16 protein-coding genes are annotated in these 18190 nt (G+C 64.1%); 6 read left to right on the top strand and 10 right to left on the bottom strand.

The window, feature by feature from the left end; all coding sequences use genetic code 11:
* Positions 1-53: 53 nt before the first annotated feature.
* The 5 genes from ACQR2C_RS11005 to ACQR2C_RS10985 all read right to left on the bottom strand — a co-directional run bounded on the left by ACQR2C_RS11005 (position 54) and on the right by ACQR2C_RS10985 (position 5416).
* Positions 54-1373, bottom strand: coding sequence for a DUF4910 domain-containing protein (locus tag ACQR2C_RS11005; RefSeq protein WP_434881108.1), 1320 nt, complete (start codon positions 1371-1373; stop codon positions 54-56).
* A 24-nt stretch (positions 1374-1397) separates the two neighbouring features.
* Positions 1398-2366: a phytanoyl-CoA dioxygenase family protein gene (locus ACQR2C_RS11000; RefSeq protein ID WP_316180496.1), complete on the bottom strand. Its 969-nt coding sequence runs from the start codon at positions 2364-2366 to the stop codon at positions 1398-1400.
* Between the two features lie 103 nt (positions 2367-2469).
* Positions 2470-3012, bottom strand: coding sequence for a dTDP-4-dehydrorhamnose 3,5-epimerase family protein (locus tag ACQR2C_RS10995; RefSeq protein WP_316180494.1), 543 nt, complete (start codon positions 3010-3012; stop codon positions 2470-2472).
* Between the two features lie 42 nt (positions 3013-3054).
* Positions 3055-4317, bottom strand: a complete 1263-nt coding sequence (locus tag ACQR2C_RS10990; protein WP_315802908.1) for a class I SAM-dependent methyltransferase — start codon at positions 4315-4317, stop codon at positions 3055-3057.
* Positions 4318-4378: 61 nt separating this feature from the next.
* Positions 4379-5416, bottom strand: a complete 1038-nt coding sequence (locus ACQR2C_RS10985) for an NAD-dependent epimerase/dehydratase family protein (protein WP_315802907.1) — start codon at positions 5414-5416, stop codon at positions 4379-4381.
* Positions 5417-5806: 390 nt separating this feature from the next.
* On the opposite strand from ACQR2C_RS10985, the gene ACQR2C_RS10980 reads away from it, so the two are divergent.
* Entirely contained in the window at positions 5807-6907 is a 1101-nt protein-coding gene (locus ACQR2C_RS10980) for a hypothetical protein (RefSeq protein WP_434881107.1), read from the top strand.
* A 109-nt stretch (positions 6908-7016) separates the two neighbouring features.
* Here the strand turns inward: ACQR2C_RS10980 and ACQR2C_RS10975 are convergent, their stop codons facing one another.
* Both ACQR2C_RS10975 and ACQR2C_RS10970 read right to left on the bottom strand, forming a co-directional pair.
* Complete coding sequence (locus tag ACQR2C_RS10975; RefSeq protein WP_434881106.1) at positions 7017-7670, bottom strand: PIG-L deacetylase family protein; 654 nt, start codon at positions 7668-7670, stop codon at positions 7017-7019.
* Positions 7667-8464 carry a glucose-1-phosphate cytidylyltransferase gene (locus ACQR2C_RS10970; protein ID WP_315802904.1) on the bottom strand — a complete coding sequence of 266 codons (798 nt, stop codon included), beginning with the start codon at positions 8462-8464 and terminating at the stop codon, positions 7667-7669. Before ACQR2C_RS10970 ends, ACQR2C_RS10975 begins: the two co-directional genes overlap by 4 nt.
* A 486-nt stretch (positions 8465-8950) precedes the next feature.
* Here ACQR2C_RS10970 and ACQR2C_RS10965 point away from each other — a divergent pair, with 486 nt between their 5' ends.
* Positions 8951-10423 (top strand): undecaprenyl-phosphate glucose phosphotransferase, encoded by a 1473-nt coding sequence (locus ACQR2C_RS10965; RefSeq protein ID WP_315802903.1) that lies wholly within the window; start codon positions 8951-8953, stop codon positions 10421-10423.
* A gap of 209 nt (positions 10424-10632) precedes the next feature.
* Here the strand turns inward: ACQR2C_RS10965 and ACQR2C_RS10960 are convergent, their stop codons facing one another.
* Both ACQR2C_RS10960 and ACQR2C_RS10955 read right to left on the bottom strand, forming a co-directional pair.
* Positions 10633-11019 carry an H-NS histone family protein gene (locus ACQR2C_RS10960; protein ID WP_315802902.1) on the bottom strand — a complete coding sequence of 129 codons (387 nt, stop codon included), beginning with the start codon at positions 11017-11019 and terminating at the stop codon, positions 10633-10635.
* Between the two features lie 990 nt (positions 11020-12009).
* Positions 12010-12414 (bottom strand): hypothetical protein, encoded by a 405-nt coding sequence (locus ACQR2C_RS10955; protein ID WP_315802901.1) that lies wholly within the window; start codon positions 12412-12414, stop codon positions 12010-12012.
* Between the two features lie 1424 nt (positions 12415-13838).
* Here ACQR2C_RS10955 and ACQR2C_RS10950 point away from each other — a divergent pair.
* The 4 genes from ACQR2C_RS10950 (at position 13839) to ACQR2C_RS10935 (ending at position 17377) form a co-directional block, all read left to right on the top strand.
* Entirely contained in the window at positions 13839-14948 is a 1110-nt protein-coding gene (locus ACQR2C_RS10950) for a polysaccharide biosynthesis/export family protein (protein ID WP_315802900.1), read from the top strand.
* A 237-nt stretch (positions 14949-15185) separates the two neighbouring features.
* The gene (locus ACQR2C_RS10945; RefSeq protein WP_315717381.1) at positions 15186-15488 is read left to right on the top strand and encodes a hypothetical protein; all 303 of its coding nucleotides are present in this window, start codon (positions 15186-15188) and stop codon (positions 15486-15488) included.
* Between the two features lie 117 nt (positions 15489-15605).
* On the top strand, positions 15606-16487 hold the full coding sequence (locus tag ACQR2C_RS10940; RefSeq protein ID WP_315802899.1) for a sterol desaturase family protein: 882 nt from the start codon (positions 15606-15608) through the stop codon (positions 16485-16487).
* Entirely contained in the window at positions 16484-17377 is an 894-nt protein-coding gene (locus ACQR2C_RS10935; RefSeq protein ID WP_315802898.1) for an alpha/beta hydrolase family esterase, read from the top strand. The genes ACQR2C_RS10940 and ACQR2C_RS10935 overlap by 4 nt, the downstream gene beginning before the upstream one ends.
* Before the next feature lie 64 nt (positions 17378-17441).
* Here ACQR2C_RS10935 and ACQR2C_RS10930 read toward each other — a convergent pair whose 3' ends face one another.
* Positions 17442-17861 (bottom strand): DOPA 4,5-dioxygenase family protein, encoded by a 420-nt coding sequence (locus ACQR2C_RS10930; protein WP_315802897.1) that lies wholly within the window; start codon positions 17859-17861, stop codon positions 17442-17444.
* Between the last annotated feature and the right edge of the window lie 329 nt (positions 17862-18190).

The raw sequence follows: 18190 nt of genomic DNA, 5'->3' as shown, positions 1-18190 counted from the left end.
CTCACTCTGGTGTTGTTGGACCACTTGCACGGTGCTGTACGAAGGCGGCGACGTCACGATGATGAAACCGGTGTTCTGATGAGATCGGCGTCCAGCGCGATCCGCGCAGCGGCCTCGATGCGCGCGAACGGAACGTCGGCCCGGATTGCCATGTCGAGCAGGCTGTGCCTGCCATCCGCGAGGTTGAGGACCCATAGCAGGTCCATCTGCGTCGCCCCGCCCGCCTCGCGCTGGCCGGCAATCGCGCGATACAGGCCGCGCCGTCCCAGTTGCGGCTCCCCTCGCCCATCGACGCGCTCATAGATGCGGTCGCGATCGAGCAGATCCAGCACCTCCTCGATGACCGCGTAGGACTGCTCGAGACAGTCCGGCTTGACGAAATCCAGATTGTCCGCCGAGGTGTGATATTCGGGAAACGTGCCGTGCACGCCGCGCATCAGGCACCCGACCGGCAGATCGAATCCCGGCGAGCAGAACTGCCGCTCGTCATATCCATAGGGGCTGAATGGCAGAATCTCATGAGGATGGCCTGAGTGCTTCAGGACATGCGCGACGGCGCGATCGATGCTCGCCCCGCTCCGGCTCTGCTTGTAGTGAAATCCACTGGAATCGCCGAGACAGGTGAGGACGAGGCCGTGTTCAACACGTCCGAGATTCCGCTCGTTGCGGTCGAGCCACGCGAGCGCGCCGATGGTCGCCGGCAGGAACAGAAATCGGTATCCGAGTCGGCGCGGCTGCTGCGCCTGCCGCATCGCCAGCGCCGTCATGACGGCAATCCCTGAGAGATTGTCGTTGGCGAGACTCGGGTGACAGATATGGCAGGTGATCAGGACTTCCTTGTCCGTCTGCCCGGGGACGAAGAATTCGCCGTAGGTCAACGCCCCCTGCGAGAGCTCGCTGTCGATCTCGACGCGGTAGCTGTCGTCCGTCATCCCCCGCCACAGACGATCTTGCAGGCAGAAGCCCCAATCGTCGGCATAGTAGCCGGTCCGGTAGGGAATGAGATCAGGCTGATCCGGCAAGGTATGGACGTGCTTGGCAAGCTCGGCGCGGCTGAGCACCGCCTGGACCGACTTGCTGTAGCCCATCACGTGCAGATTGTTGTCGGCGAAGTCGACGAGAACGCGGCCCGACAGGGTCGAGATCGTCGCGCGACGAATGTTCCACTCTGCCGGCACGTGCCAGTCCAGGACCGGCGTGCCGGACGGCACCTCGTGAATCGCAAGCCCGACATTCCGCGCGACGATGCCGAGCGTCTGACGGACACCCGCCCCGGTGAGGCTGCGGTTGATCGGAAACAGTTCGGCGACCAGATCGTGGAGATCGATCGCCGGCGTTCTCGGACCAGCCGGGGATTTGAGGATGTCCAGCATGACGCGTCAGCCCTACTTCATCGGTCAGGCCGACGCCTGCGCGGCATCGGCCGCGAGATCGCCGGCCGGCAGCGGCACGATCGTCGGCTGGTAGACCAGATGCTCCGCCGGAGCTTCCACCTGATCGTATGGCGTGACGATCTCCTCGGGCAGCCGCGCGAGATCGGCCACCCGCAGGAAGTCGCGCAGGTTCGTGCCGGTCGATTCCGAGTCGATGTTGACGGCGCCGCGCCGGCTGCTGACATCGGCAAAATGCACGGTACGGAAATCGATGCTGAAGCGCGTCACGCCCGAGGTGTTCGGGACGGACGAATGCAGATGCGCTCCGGAGAAGATCGTGACGCCGCCACTCGGCGCGATCACCCGGATCTGCGGATCCAGTGCAATCTCCTGCTCCGGCTTCGGCTGCACCCGTGTATCCGTCTTGATGTGCTGCGCCGCCGACGCACGCGAGGTCCTGTTCCACTCGTAGTAGTTATAGGTCCTGGAGCCGTTCTTGATCGCTTCATCGAAATAGCGCGGATGAAATGCAAGGCCGTTGTCCGGCGCGATGTCATACACCGGCAGCCACCAATTGAGCTGGCACGGCGGCGCCGAGTACCAGGTGTCGCGATGAGGGTGGAATGCGAACGCGATCCCGGTGGTGAGATAGTCGTTGCTGGTTGCCGACCGCAGCCGCGGCACGTCGAAATAGGTCAACTCGGGATCGCAGCCGAACTCGCGGAGCGTGCCCTGCACCAGCTCCTTCGACCGGGCGTGATGGATGAAGAACGGCTTCAGCCTGGCGAGGATCTCGACGTAGCGCTCGACCGGGAGCTCGAATTGCGCCGTTCGGGGATCATAGGGATGAAACGCCTCCTCGATCAGCTCCCTGGCGAACGCGACCAGCGCATTGAGCGAGGGCGTCGGCGAATGCAGGAACAGCGCGCCCTGATACAGTTTCTGGCGCCGCTCGTCATCGGGCATCGTGGCATCAACGAAAATGTTCGTCATTCCGTGATCCTCCTCGACAAATCGTCAGAACGTTCGAGACGATCGGGCCGCTCCGTGGCCGCCAGATCCCTCCCCCAGGATACCGCGCTGTCGTCATGCTGCTTCACCAAAGACCCCGTTCGGCAAGCGAGGGCCAGGCGGCATCCTTGGCTGACAACACCGTCACCGGCTGCGGCCATCGGATGCCGATCATCGGATCGTCGTGCCGGAAGCCGTCCGAGAGCTGCTCGACATAGTCTTCGCCCATCAGATACTCGACCGTGACGTCGTCGGTCAGCGTCTGGAATCCATGGGCAAAACCGGCGGGAACGTAGAGCATCCGCGCCGTCGAGGGGCCGAGCTCGCAGGCATAGACCTCGCCGCGCGTCGGCGAGTTCGGCCTGATGTCGACGATGACGTCATGGATCAGCCCGGCGCTGCAGCGGACGATCTTGGCGTCAGGCTTCGGCGCACGCTGGAAATGCATGCCGCGGACGCTGCCGCGGAGACGCGTCACCGAGCTGTTGCCCTGCATCGGGACGAACGCGATGCCCTGCTCGGCAAAGGTCTTCGCGCACCAGGTCCGCGTGAAGCTGCCGCGCTCGTCGGAGCGAACGGTCAGCTCGATCAGCCGCGCATCCGACCGTCCAAGCGGGACAAACCTCATGGCTCAACACTCTTCGCGCATATGGTGCGGCAATGCCCTGCTCTACTCCTCGATCGTCGCCTTGGGGACCGGCACGATGAAGCGGCCGCCCCAGTCGCGGATCGCCGCCATCTGTGCCTTGATCTCGCTCTTGATGTTCCACGGCAGGATCAGGACGTAATCCGGCCTGGCTTCGAAGATCGCTTCCGGCGGCAGGATCGGAATGCGCACGCCCGGCATGTAGCGGCCCTGCTTGGACGGGGCGCGATCGACCGTGAAGTCGAGAAAATCGGTGCGGATGCCGCAATAATTCAGCAGCGTCACGCCCTTCGCCGGGGCACCGTAGCCGACGATCTTCTTGTTATCGCGCTTGAGCGCCGTCAGCAATTCGAGCAGCGCACGCTTGGTCTCTTTGACCTGCTCGTTCCAGGCCATGTAGATGGCATCGTCATGCAGCCCATAGGCCCGCTCCCGCGCCAGGACATCGGCAACGTTCGGGCTCTCCGCATGAGCGGCCTCCGCGTGGCAGACGAAGAACCTGATCGAGCCGCCATGCGTCTCCGGAAGCTCGACGTCGAACACCCGCAGGCCCGCTTGGGCGAAGATGCGCAGGCCCGCGATCAGCGACAGATACGAGAAATGCTCGTGATAGATGGTGTCGAACTGATGCCGCTGCATCAAGGTCAGCAGGTGCTGGACCTCGAAGGTCGCGACGCCCTCCGGCGCCAGCAGGATTTTGACGCCGCCGACGAAGTCGTTGATGTCGGGAACGTGCGCGAGCACGTTGTTGGCCGTGAGGAGATCGGCCGACCAGCCCTCCTCCCGGAGACGGGTCGCATAGTCGCGGCCGAAGAATTCGACCCGGGTCTCGATGCCCTTGGCGCGCGCGGCCAGCGCAACGCTTTCGCAGGGTTCGACGCCGAGACAGTTGATGCCCTTCTGGAGCGAGTATTGCAGCAGATAGCCGTCATTCGACGCGATCTCGACATGCCGCGAGGCCGGGCCGAGCTTGAAGCGATCGGCCATGGCTTCGACATAGCGGCGCGCGTGCTCGAGCCATGAGGTCGAGTGCGAGGAGAAATAGGCATAGTCGGCGCGGAAGATCTCGGACGCGGCCAGGAGGTCGCGCGTCTGCGCCAGACGGCACTCGCGGCAGACGAAGGTCTCCAGCGGATAGAACGGCTCCGCCCGCATGTAGTTGGCCGGATCGATGTAGTCGTTCGCGACCGGCGAGGCGCCGAGATCGATCAGCTTGAGGGTCAGGTCGTCGCCGCAGTGCCGGCACTTGGGCGCGACGCCGACGGCGGTGGGAAGGGTCAGTTCCATGGTGTCTCCGTCACTGTCCTTGCCGGCTGAGGCGAGCATCTGCCCGGCGCGGCCGGCGCGATCACGTCCATTGCAGCCTGTCGTTGATCCGGGCCGTCTCCATGTGGTCCTGCAGGACCTTGAGACGGATCAGATCGGACGAGCGAAACTCGGCATCCTTGAACTGCATCCTCTTGAGACCATCGACAAGGTTCTGGATCGACTGGTCCAGGGTGACCTGCGGCTGATGATCGGGGGCCAGCGAGCGGTACAGGCCGAAATCGACCTTGTAGGAGCGGCTGTCCACCGGCGCGGAGGTGTTGATCGACACGCTGGTCCCCGGCACGCGCGCGGCCACCGCGTTGGCGAGATCCTTGACCTGGTAGTTGCGGTCGTCCGAGCCGGCATTGATGGTGAGGAAGCGGCCGCCCGTCGCCGCCGGCCGGTCGATCGCCCAGTCGATCGCCCGCGCCATGTCGGCCACGTCGATCAGGGGGCGCCACGGCGTGCCGTCGGAGAGCACGCTGATCTGGCGGCGGGTGAGCGCGCAGGCCACGAAATCGTTGAGGACGAGGTCGAGCCGCAGCCGATCCGACATGCCGCAGGCGGTCGCAAAGCGCAGACAGGTGATGGTCATGCCGGTGTCGATCGCGGCGAGCTCCTGCTCCGATCCGATCTTCGACTTGGCGTAGGCCGTGATGGGATTGAGCGGATCGCCCTCCTTGCGCGGCGGTCCGTCGGCGATGCCGTAGACGCTGCAGCTCGACGCGAACACGAAGTTCTTCACGCCGGCCGCCGCAGCCTTCCTGGCGAGCGACACGGTGGTGTTCTGGTTGATGTCGAGCGTCACGTCCTGGAAGCGATTGCCCATCGGATCGTTGGAGATCGCCGCCAGCTGGACCACGGCATCATAGCCGCGGAGGTCGAGCGACATGTCGCGGACGTCGCCATGGATCTGCTCGTCGAGATATCGCTCGGGAACGACAGGCGCTCCGGTCAGGCAGTGCGCGAAATAGGCATTGTCGAAGCCGTGCAGCGTCGCATCCGGGCGCTGCGCCCGCAGATGCCGCGCGACGACCGGACCCACATAGCCCATGTTTCCGGTGATCAGGACCTTCAAAATCTCACCCTCTACGATACCGACCAAAACAAAATTTAAATCACCTGCAATCGATTATAATTTAATATTCCAGCCGGCGTCCAGTGAATCCGTCGGCAGCGGCGGTGCCGCCCGCCTTCTCCGGCGGGATACGCAAAACTCGGTAAAAATCCCTTCTCCGCCATCTCGATCCGCCTGTTACCGCGCCCCATCCGGACGGCGCCGATCGATGCGGCATCAGGCAACCTCTCCCATTTAATTTATTCCACCAAATTAAATAATGCCACAATAGGAACAAATGTTGACCGCAAATCTCGGCAGCTTTAATTCGATCCATGGAAATGAGGACGTCCCGCGTGCGGGAACGCCCCGGCCTGACGACGCATTGATTGAAGCATTGAAAGACAGAGCATGACACTATCCGCCGGCGACTGGGTCGAAGTGCGCAGCAAGGAAGAGATCCTGGCGACGCTCGATGCCAACGGGCGCCTCGAAGGGTTGCCGTTCATGCCGCAGATGTTCAAATGGTGCGGCCAGCGCTTCCAGGTCTACAAGCGCGCCCACAAGACCTGCGACACGGTCACCGGATACAACACCGGCGAGTGGCTCGGACGGCGCCTCCCCAACGCCGTGCATCTCGAGCATCGCTGCGACGGCGAGGCCTATGGCGGCTGCCAGGCGGCCTGCCTGATCTTCTGGAAAGAGGCGTGGCTGACCCCGGTCGATCCGGCCAAGCCCGCCGCGGCCATCCCGGACCGCGCCGCTGCGCTTCAACCGCCCGGCGGATGCACGGTGCGCGAGGTGTGGGATGCGACCAAGTCGCCGGACCAGCAGCCGGGAAAAGGCCCCCGCTATGCCTGCCAGGCGACCGAGCTCCCGACCTACACCCAGCCGCTCAAATGGTGGGACGCCCGGCAGTACGCCGAGGACATCGCGTCCGGCAATGTCTCGCTCGCGAAGATGTTCAAGGGCCTCCTCTACTTCGCCTATGTCGGCGCCACCATGGCCCGCCGTCCGCGGCTCGGCCGGCCCGCGCGCTGGATCTACGACCGCATCCAGTCGCTGTGGGGCGGCGTACCGTTCCCGCGCAAGCGCGGCGTCCTCCTGACCGACAAGGACGCGCCGATCGCCGATCTCGGGCTGCAGCCCGGCGATCTCGTCCGCGTGCGCCCGCACCAGGAGATCCTGGCCACCATCGACAAGCAGACCAACAACCGCGGCATGGGCTTCGACGCCGAGATGGTGCCCTATTGCGGAAAGGTGTTCCGGGTACGGACGCGGGTCGAAAAGTTCATCGACGAGCGCACCGGCTACATCCGGCGGATGAAGACACCGGCCGTCATCCTCGACGGCGTCTATTGCCAGTCGCGCTACAGCGAGAACCGGTTGTTCTGCCCGCGCGGCATCTATGCATGGTGGCGCGAGGTCTGGCTGGAGAAGGTGCCGGCCACCGCGATCGAGCGTCCGCCGGCAGAGGAGATCGTCGAACTTCCGCGGCGGGCGGCCGGCTGACGGCAGGCCGCCGCCGGGCAAAGCGGCCGGGCGCCGCTCATCGCCTCGCCCATAGGGCATGGATAGACCGTGTGCGAGGGCCTCGCGGCGAGGCGGCTTCAGCCGCCGTTCACCCCAGTGACAGCTTGCGCGCGACGAAGGCCTCGGCGTAGCGCTCGGCGGCGCGGCATTCCATGCCCCGCAACCGCGCCAGGCCCATGAACGTTTCCGGATCGAACCATTGCTTGGAGCGCTGGCTGCCGAAATGCGTCATCAGCAGCGCGACCTTCCGCTTCATGATCCGCTCGGAGAGGGGCATGTAGACGTTGGGCCGTCCGAGATCGCCGTCCCATTTCGGAATCTCGTATTCCAGGACGAGATGATCGCGGAATGTGTTCCAGACCAGGCGGTTGACCTGCCGATGGTCCTGATGGGCGTCGTCGCGGCGGTGCGCGAGAATGACGTCCGGATTGATCCGGCCCTTGAGCTGCTCGAACCAGGCCTTGATCTCCTCGCCCTGCTCGGGGAAGAAGCCGTCGCGGAACTGCATGATCTCGAGATTGCGGCTGGCGACCTCGGCGAGGAAATCATCGGCCGACGCCCGCGCCTCGACGCCGCGCTCGCCATTGCCGCTGAGCACGCACCAATGAACATCCAGGCGGATGCCCTGGTCGAGCCACGACAGCAGCGTGCCTCCGGCCCCGATCTCGATGTCGTCGGAATGCGCGCCGAGACACAGGACCGACAGCCGGCCGCCGCGACCGGCGAGCTGCAACGCCCTCATCCGTTCACCACCGCCGGAAGACTGGAGCCGAGATGCCAGGGCGTGTCGCCGCGCTCGATCATCTCCTCGAGCACCTGGCGGTCGCGGAGCGTGTCCATGGCCCGCCAGAACCCTTCGTAGCGGTAGGCCATCAACTCGCCGCGGTCGATCAGCCGCTTGAACGGCTGCACGACGAGCTCGTCCCCTTCCTCGATGTAGTCGAATATCTCCTTGCGGAAGATGAAGTAGCCGCCGTTGATCCAGATATCGGAATCGTTGCTCGCGGCCATGCGGCCCACGGTGCCGTCGGCGTCGAATTCGGCGAGGTGAAAGCTGATCGGCGGATGGATGGCGATGAAGCAGCCGATCTTGCCGCTGCGCTTGAAGCGATCGATCATCTCCGGCAGCGGCGCGTCCGTCAGGCCGTCGCTGTAGTTGGCGAGAAAGATCTCCTCGCCCTCGACCAGGTGCCGGACGGCCCGCAGTCGCTGGCCGATGTTGCGCCAGATGCCGGTGTCGACCAGCGACACCCGCCAGTCCGGCGGGCGGTCGCCCAATAGCTCGACCTTCTTGCCGAACTGCGAGATCGTGCAGTCGGTGGTCGCCGCCTGATTGTAGTTCAGGAAATAGTCCTTCACCACATTGGCCTTGTAGCCCAGGCACAGAACGAAATCCCGGTGCCCGTACTGGCTGTAATACTGCATGACGTGCCAGAGGATCGGCTGGTGGCCGATCGGAATCATCGGCTTCGGAATGCTCTCGGAATATTCCCGGATCCGCGTCCCGAGTCCTCCACAGAACAATACGACCTTCATGGCGCGACGTCCTTCGGGTTCTCAATCTCTGAAATGAGCATCACTATCTTCAACCTCGCCGGCGGGCCTCGACGACAGCTCGTCGTGCCCTCGTGTCGCCCTCCCGTCCGCACAGGGAAAATCCCTCCGCATCCGGTCGGCTACGGACGCCACCCGCATCACGGGCATCCGGCACCAGATTAATAGTCCAATTATATCTCTTTTTAAATGCCATTCTTGGTGACAAACGTCGAAATATCCGCTCCCACGGATATTAATCTTACATCCATTAATTCCCCGGAGCCGCTTCCGAAACGAGCACGGGCGGTATCTGACCGCCCCTCCGCACCACCGTCAGGTGTCATGCTGCCTGCAGCGCAGGTAGCGGGGGATAATCCGACGGCGCGAATAAATTCCGATGGCAATTTTTCATTGTTTAAATTAAATGCCAAAACATATAATAAATCGCTAATCGCTATTTAACCGAGTTTCGAACACCGACATCCCATGCATTACGTGGATCAGCCCGAGACTCTCGATCGAAACGGCATGCCGGCCGTCCTGGTGGAACGGCAGTTCCAGGGGCGCAAATGGCCCGTCCACTACGACTCGGTGGAGCCGTTCGCGATCGTGGCGGACATTGCGACGATCACCATGTCGAGCGTCCTGTCCGGGTTTCTGTATCACCTGCAGGATGCGGCGGGCGCCAACGACGTCAGCAAATCGCTCGGCCTGGCGATCCTCGTGTCGGCGCTGTTCGTCTCGCTGATGAAGATCCGCGGGATGTACCGGCCGGCCGAACTGCTGATCCTGCCGCGCCAGATCCGCGCGGCCTGCCTGACCTGGGTCACGGCGTTCCTCGTGCTGGCCGGCGCCCTGTTTGCGCTCAAGATCGGCAGCGAATTCTCGCGCGGCACGAGCATCGTCTTCGCGATGTTCGGGCTCGCGGCGCTGATCCTGCATCGCCGCACCACCGCATATCTGCTGGCAAAGGGCTTGGCGGAGAGACGGTTCTCGGGCCGAAACATCGTTCTGATCACCGATGAAGCAAGCAAGGACAACGCCGGGCTGACCCAGGTGCTCACCGACACCGGCTTTCGCGTCCAGCGGCATTTCCTGCTTCCCGAGCCCGGTGCGGATCCGGATCAGCGGCAGCGGATCGTGTCCAGCGTGATCGACTATGTGCGCGGCTCCGACATCGAAGAGATCGTCGTCGGCGCCAATCCCGAACCCTTGTCCGACCTGCGCACGCTCGGCGCCGAGCTGAGAGTCCTGCCGTTTCCAGTGAGCTTCGTGCCGGTCGGAGCGGCGTCGGACATCTTCAAGCGGCCGTGCCGCGAGCTCGGCAATGCCGTCTCCATCGAGCTGCAGCGCGGCCTGCTGAGCCCGCTCGAACACGCCACCAAGCGGCTCATGGATGTCATGCTGGCCGGCATCGCGCTGACCTTGATGTCGCCGCTGCTGCTGCTGGTGGCGATCGCCATCAAGCTCGACTCGGCCGGACCGGTGCTGTTCCGGCAGCAGCGTTGCGGATTCAACGGCCGGGCGTTCCAGATCTACAAGTTTCGCACGATGTCCGTGCTCGAGGACGGGCCCTCCATCGTCCAGGCCCAGATCGGCGACAGTCGGTTCACCCGGCTCGGGACCTGGCTGCGCCGGACCAGCATTGATGAGCTGCCGCAGCTGCTCAACGTTCTGGACGGCAGCATGTCGCTGGTCGGCCCCCGCCCCCACGCCTTGGCGCACGACAACGAATTCGACAAGCTCGTGCGCAACTACGCATTCCGTCGCCGCGTCAAGCCCGGACTGACCGGCTGGGCGCAGGTGCATGGCTGCCGCGGCCCGACGCCCACGCGTGCGTCGATCGAACAGCGCGTCGAATTCGATCTCTGGTACATCGACAATTGGAGCCTGTCGCTCGACGTCGCGATCCTGCTGAGGACGCCGATCGAGCTGATCCGCGGCAACAATGCCTATTAGCGCATATTCGCAAGGGATGATGATCGCAAGCCTACCGGCGGAGCCGTGCGGGCGGATCGGACCGATCTCAGGCTCGAGACTGCGGATCGCGACGCGGGGGCGTCAGACCGCTCACATGTCGTTCGCTGATGTTGAGGGAGCGAATCAGGTGCAGAACCGACGCTGCGCGTCGCTCGGGCTATCGACGGGCTTGACTCAGTCGGCCCCGATTAGGCCCGCTGACGGCGACTTTTCGAACCGCCCGCCGCTCCATTGATCGCAAACTCCTCGATCCGATGCCCGGTCTTGATCGCCGCCACCAGCCAACGCGGCTGCTTGCCTCGGCCGGACCAGGTCTCGGAAGTCTGCGGGTTGCGATACTTCGGCAGAACCCGGGGATATTTGCGCCGCGCCTTGCCGCTCGTGGTGTAGGACTGCCCACCCTCACTGCCGGCACCTTCGATGGCACCGCGGCTGCGGTTGAGAACCGCCAGACGACGTTCGAGCTCGCGCTTCTCCGACGTGATCCTCACGGCGAGGATCTGACTGATCTGCTCGTGGAGAGACCAGAGGTCATCGAAAGACATCGCCTCGAAATCGATCTTCTTGGTGGACATACAGCGACCTTTGTCTGTGATCTCTATCCTGCCGGATTAACGTCATATAATTCGGTATTTCGTTCCGCAAGTGGCTCGCGGTCGGAAAAACTGAATATTTGAGTTATACCAACCCGGCCAAGCCATATGGTTGTAACTCAAATAAAACTCAACCCGCAACCCCATTTCCGAAACGATGTCGCGCCGCCTTCGAGATTGCGGCAGCATTCGTTTGCACGCCGGAAGAAGCCACCGAATCAACACGATCTGCAACGGATTCGTCGCATACTACGGCAAGACCGCGTCAAAGTGACGTAGTTTCGATGATCGAACTTGCGCGTATTTGATAGCTGACATTCTCACCACGACATGGTTTTCAAAGCTGCCGCGACGGACTTACAACCTTTTCGAGCGAGCACCCTGAAGACCCGGATCGAGATATTTTTGCATGCGCACAAAATGCCGCCACCGGGTTTAATTGAGCACGCCACCGTGAATATGCCGCAAAGCAGCCGACATCGTTCCGGCGAATCAAACGCCTTCCCTAAATATTAGATCCTTCAGGTGCGCTCACGCAGATCAGACTTGCGCACGTCGCGCCGACAGCGGGGCGCGCGGCGTCAGACAGGCACACACCGGCAGCGGAACTAACTGCCGCTGCGATCGGCCGTGAGGTTGAGGACGGCTGCGGACACCCGGCGGCCGATCCCGAAAACCCGTTGTCCAAAGTCATCGTCCGTGGAGGCGACATCAGCGGCCTGTGCGCCAGGTGAAGCGGCCGCATCGCATGGCTCGCCGCGATATGGTTTCGGGCCCGTCTTGGAGCGCCGTCCTTGCCCGACACGACGGCTGAAGGACGTCCAGATGACGTCCGGCCGTCGAGCGGCCGCCGACAGCAGCACGGGGCGACCTGACGCGTCATCAGGGTCAATGCCGAGCGGCTGTCGCCTCGCGCCGGCAAGCGGCGCGGCCATGACGGCCGGCCGCCGCAGCGATCAAATTCCGATGCGATTATTTCTGCTGCCTGGTTCGACCCGGCACCGCCGGCCGGGGCGGAATCACGTGCGCCGTCCCGCGGCCGTGCCGCGTGGCCATCGGGCGACGCCTGGGTGCCGCGGACTTCTTCGCGCGTTTGCCGAGGCTGGTGCTGATGGATTGGATCTCATCGAGCAGGACATCACAAAGCTCGATCTGCGACCGCAGCACGGATTGCTGCGAACGGCCCGACCTTGGCCGGCCGAAACGTAATTTGGCAAGGCGTATTTTATTCAGCGATTTCAGGACGGCATTCAAAGCGCGACCGCCGCCATCCATCTCAATATCCTCAATCAACGCGGCACCAAGCTCGTCACACAAGGACGGACCCCACTCGTTGGCGAGTTTTGAGGGCATCTTCCCCGAATGCCGAACCGTCATCGCGATGATGCACGGATTCGATTTTCGGCATTAAATTAACCACTCGCGACAAGTTAATTTACCATCTGACAGCAAGACATTAAATACTTCTGGCACTCGCCACGGTTTGCCGTAAAATGCTACCGCATTGCCAGAAAGACCTTTTTAAGCACCTTTCGTCCGGTACAATTGAAGCTTTAGTTTGTTCAGTCTACCCTTTTATGTCTCCGACCGTGCAGAATCGTCTCTACACAATTAATTTAATTCTAGATTACGTAAGAATACGGTGTGGAACTTGCCCATTTAATCGTCTGAGCGACGATCGACGTTGCCGAACGCGGCCGGACCGGCCGAGCACGGCCCTCATCAGTCCTCGCCGCCAAGCTTGACCATGACTCGGCCGAGCGGAGCGTCCAGCTCCTTCGGAGACGACGAGGAAGGGGTCGGGTTACCACACCATAGGCCGCCCCGGCGCCCCGCACACCACCGCGCGCCGGTACAATACGCCCTGGGGCGTCTCGACGGCGACACGCCGAATGCACCCGGGATGAATCGCAAGATTGTAATGAAACGGAGTGGCCTCGAATGTCCCGTGCAACCGGCAGAGTCTGCTGAGATCCGGCCCGCACTCCGTCAGCGGATAGAGGCCGCGCGCCGACGCGGGATCGGATAGGCCCGTGAAGGCGATCGCGAAAGCGGCTGCGGCGATCCTGATCACGTTCGACAATTGCGTGCTCCGTTGCAAAAAGAGCCTCAAGGGCTGGCGCGGCAGCATAGACTTGATCGGCGGCCTTGGACAACCGGCCGCCCGCTTGCAGTCCCGACGCCCGCACGGCCTTCGAATCTCGCCAGCTACAGCCCGCCTTGGCGGCGCCGGTCCGCCTCCCTCGGCTGTCCGGCTGCCTCGGCTCACCGACGCGCTGCGCGGGCTGCGATGTCGTCGCCCCCTGCGCGAGCAAGCGACTCGGGCTAACCGTTGCGCAACGGCTTTGTGCTTAAAATTGTTCGGACCCTGTTAGGTCGAATGGATCATCCCTTCACCGTGGGACCTCCGGCGGCGCCGACAGCTTGGGGCGGTAATATGGTGATGTCAGACTGTGACCTAATTGGCACGGCCGGGCAAAAGCGGACCAATCCGAACGGCCGTACGCTTTCGTCCAGTATGGCCGCCGGGTAGGTTGAAACACGTGGGACGTTCTCCCTTCTTGGTGGAGGGAGCAGCGTGGGGAAATGTATTTTTGCTGTATTCGGGGACGCGTTTGAAGGCCTTGATCAATCCGCCCGGGCCGACCGGCGGCGGGGGGTCTCCTGTGCGCAGCAGTACAGTGGACCCGCGCAGCTTTCATGGCCTTTGCCGCCGCTCGCGCGCGCTCCTCACCCTGGCGATCTTGGCGCTTCTGCCCGCCTGTTCCTTGCTCCCCGGGACAGGACCGACCAGCGACGCCGTGAGCGACAATGCCACGGCCAGCGTGCGGTCGAACACGGCGCTTCCCTATGCGCTGGTCGACGTCAGCTCCGAGACGATCGGCTTCCTGTCGCAGCCCAATCTGATCACGTTCCAGGGCGTATTCCCGGACAAGCGGCCGAAGCCGGTGCAGGTCGCGGGCGTTGGTGACGTGCTGAACGTTTCCATCTTCGAAGCGGCGCCCGGCGGACTGTTCACGCCCCCCACGGCCGCCGGTGCCCGCCCGGGCAACTTCGTGGATCTGCCGGCGCAGGCGGTGGACCAGCAAGGCAATATCCGCGTGCCCTATGCGGGCGAGATCGCCGCCGCCGGCCGGACGCTGCCGCAGATCGAGCAGGAGATCGTCTTCCGGCTGCAGAAGCGCGCCCTCGAGCCGCAGGTCGTGGTCAGCCTGAACCAGCAGCATTCCAGCGTGGTCAGCGTGCTCGGCGACGTCAATACGCCGGGCGTGCTTGCCCTCAACAGCGTGGGCGAACGCCTGCTGGCCGTGATCGCACGTGCGGGCGGCCCGAAGCACGAGGCCATCGAAAGCTATGTGACCCTGCAGCGGGACGGCAAGCGCGTGCGCGTGCTGCTCAGCCGCGTCGTGCAGGATCCGCGCGAGAACATCTTCATCCGTCCGAACGACGTCGTCTACATCACGCGGGAATCCCCGACTTTCACGGCCCTCGGTGCCCTCAATCAGAACGTCTTCGGCTTCAATTCCGAGATTTCGTTCGATACCGAGACCCTCACGCTGGCGCAGGCGATCGGCAAGGCGGGCGGCCTGAACGATCAGCAATCTGATCCGGCCGAGGTCTTCCTGTATCGCTACGAGGAGCGCCCGCTGCTGCAGAAGCTCGGCGTCGATACCAGCCGCTTCATCTACGACCGCATCCCGACGATCTATCACATCAACCTGCGCGATCCCTCCGGCATGCTGCTGGCTTCGGGCTTCCAGATGCGCAGCAAGGACGTGATGTACGTCGCCAATGCCAAGGTCGTCGACTACTACAAGCTTCTGACCCTGATCAACACCACGGCGACGACGACGTCCAACACGGCGACTTCGGTGATCAACGTCAACACGGCGACCAAGACCCGGTGGTGAAGCGCAACGGCGGGCCGGTAGCGGCCTGAACGGGCGCCGGAGCGTCGAGGGGCGGCGGGCCGAAGTCCGCCCCGCGCGATGTCGTGGCATCGGACGGCCGTCGTGTGACAAGCCGTTACAATCCAGCCAATCACCGCGACCAAACGACACCGGCGGTGCATCAGGCCGCGACATCGAGCGCGCAGTATCCCCTTGCAGGCGACGCGATCGCCCGCGCGAACGAATTGGGAGACTGACGTGAAGACATCCATCGCGACATTTCTGCTCGTGGCAGTGCTTTCGGCGGCAGCAGCGGTCGACGCGAATGCCTGGACCCGCAGCGGCTCGGTCACCGGACCGCGCGGCACCACCTCATTTGGCGGCTCAGGCAGCTGCTCCGGCGGCGCCTGCGCCTGGCAGGGTGGCGGCACCGGTCCCGCCGGCCGCAGCTGGTCGCGCTCCGGCTCCGCGAGCTGCAGCGACGGCAGCTGCACCCGGCAGGGCCAGGGCACGGGACCGCGCGGCAATTCCTACAGCTACAGCCGCACCGTCACGCGCTGAGCAGACGCCGCGGCGCCGCTGGCCGCGGCCCTCCGGAAGCATTGACATCGCCGGTCCGCCTGCTGTTCCGGAGCGGGCCGGCGCGCCGTCTCCATCCGATGACGCCGGACACGCGCCATGCCCATCCTCTCTTCCCTGCCCCCGTCGACGCGCATGATCGTGCTGCTGACGGCGATCGGCTTCATGACGCTGGAATATGGGCTCAGCCGGCTCGCCGGTCGCGAGACTCACGACCTGCGTGAGACCGCAGCCTCGTTCGCCGTCGCGGTCGGACAGCACCTGATCCGCGCAATGGTCGCGCTCGTCGCGGCCGTTCCCTTCATCATCGCCTATCGCTACAGGATCTTCGATTTCGATCCGAGCCGGCCGCTGGCCCTGCTCGCATTGTTTCTCGCCAGCGAGTTCGTCTATTACTGGCACCATCGCGCCTCGCATCGGGTTCGCTGGCTGTGGGCCACGCATGCCGTGCATCACTCTTCCACGCGTCTGAACCTGACCGCAGCGATTCGTCTCGGCTGGACGAGCGAGATCTCCGGTCATTTCCTGTTCTATCTGCCGCTGGCGCTGCTCGGCTTCCATCCGCTCGCCATCATCGCCATGCTCGGCGTCAATCTGCTCTACCAGTTCTTCATCCATACCGAGCTCGCGCCGCATCTCGGTCCGCTCGAATCTGTGCTGAACACGCCGCGGCATCACCGCGTCCACCACGCGGCCAACGCGTCCTGTCTTGATCGCAACTATGGCGGCGTGCTCATCATTTTCGACCGGCTGTTCGGCAGTTTCGCCGAGGCCCCGGCCGGCGAGACGCTGCGCTATGGCCTCGTCGGCGTTGAACCGAGCTTCAATCCGTTGCGGATCGCATTTGGCGAATGGATTGCGATCGCCCGCGACCTTGCGGCGGCGCGGAGCTGGGCCACGCGGCTGCGCGTGCTGACCGCGGCCCCCGGAGACAAGCGCCACCGCCGGGAGTCATCCGACAACCGAGAAGGATGCTCATGACGTCACATCTCCGATCGTCCATGGCCGCCATGGCGGCCGTTCTGCTCGTCTCGACCACGGCCGTCGCCGCGGAGCGCGGCATCACCATCGACACAAGCGACGGTCCGCGCCATGCGCTGGTGATGACCGCGGGCAGGACGCCGCAGCCGACCGTGATCGTGCTCCATGGCGCGCTCGGCAGCGGCGCCGGCACCGCCCGCACGACGGGCTTTGCCGAAGCTGCGGCGGCCCATGGCTTCGCCGCGGTCTTTCCCGATGGCATCAACCGGCAATGGAATGACGGCCGCGACGGCCGCTCCGGCGGTCCCGATGATATCGGTTTCATCCGCGCCCTGGTGCGGCAGCTCGTCGCCGACGGCACAGCCGATTCCCGGCGCATCTATCTCGCCGGCATTTCGAATGGCGGCATGATGAGCTTCACCCTGGCCTGCAAGGCGCCGGAGCTGTTTGCCGGCATCGGCACGGTGATCGCCAACATGCCTGAAGGCATCGAGCCCTGCGCCGCGCGGCCGCTGCCGGTGGTGATGATCAACGGCACGGCTGATCCGATGGTGCCCTATCGCGGCGGCGAGGTCGGGCTGCGCGGCGGGCGCGGCCGGGTGTGGAGCGCTGACAGGACGGCGGAGTTCTTTGCGCGGCGCGACGGTTGCGGCGCGCGCCAGGCCGTCGCGCTGCCGCATCGGGATCTCGCCAGCGACACCTCCGTCACGCAACTCAGCTGGCGCGATTGCCAGGTGATCGGCGGCGTGTCGCTGTATCGCGTCGAAGGTGGCGGACATGCCCTGCCCGGCCGCCGCCCGCTGGCGCCGCGCCTGCTCGGCCCGAGCAATTTCGACATCGATGCCGCCGAGGTCATTCTCCGCGCGTTCGATCTCGCGCGCACGCTGTAGTCCGGCAAGTCCGCCCAGGCTCCGAGCGTGACGAGACGGAGCGGTCACCCGTGGGCACGCGAGCTCAGGCGGCGATCGTCGGCGTGGTGTTCGGCTCACGCGCCAGCTCTGCCTCGCCGTGCGAAGGAAGATTCTCACTGCGGATGCCGAGCGGCGATCCGATCCACAACGCATGCGCGGTGTGATCGGCCAACGGCTCGGTCGTGTTCGGATGCACGAGCACGCTGAGGCGACCATGATTGAGCATCAGCCATGGCACCAGCACTGGAAACACGTCGACCGCGAAGGCGACTTGATACATCGGCCGCTCGTGAGGCCCGACCAGCGCGTCATGCCAACGCCCGAGCGTCACGAGGAAGCGGTCGGCCATCCACTGCCGTAGCCGTGCGGCTTCGGTTCGAGTGGCATCATCGAAATAGATGTGGGCATGAAAGCTCGCAATTGCGCTCAGGCGATGCGGCTGCGCCGCCGAGGTCGTTTCCATCCGCGCCTCTCGATCATTTCAATCGCGTTGGCCGCGCAGGCGAACCGATGCAGCATGGTCATCCTGGCATCGCTAGCCTGCCCTCGGTTGCGCCGCGAGTCATCGCCGGCGGACGCTGGCCTCGAGATCTCGGCGGGGCTCGAGCTTCGACCCAGACAGCATGTCGCCGCGCGAACGACCGCACCGAGACAAACGACACCGAGACAAACGACAACGCCGCGCTGAGGTTTCAGCGCGGCGTTGTTGTTTTGAGTGTGAAGAGGGGATGTCCTTTGCAGGCCTGGCAGCGACCTACTCTCCCAGGGCTTGAGCCATAGTACCATTGGCGC

Source organism: Bradyrhizobium sp. HKCCYLRH3061 (assembly GCF_051168015.1).
Lineage (GTDB): Bacteria > Pseudomonadota > Alphaproteobacteria > Rhizobiales > Xanthobacteraceae > Bradyrhizobium.
The sequence above is the reverse complement of the archived record's forward strand: the minus strand, read 5'-3'. Positions and strand labels throughout refer to the sequence as shown.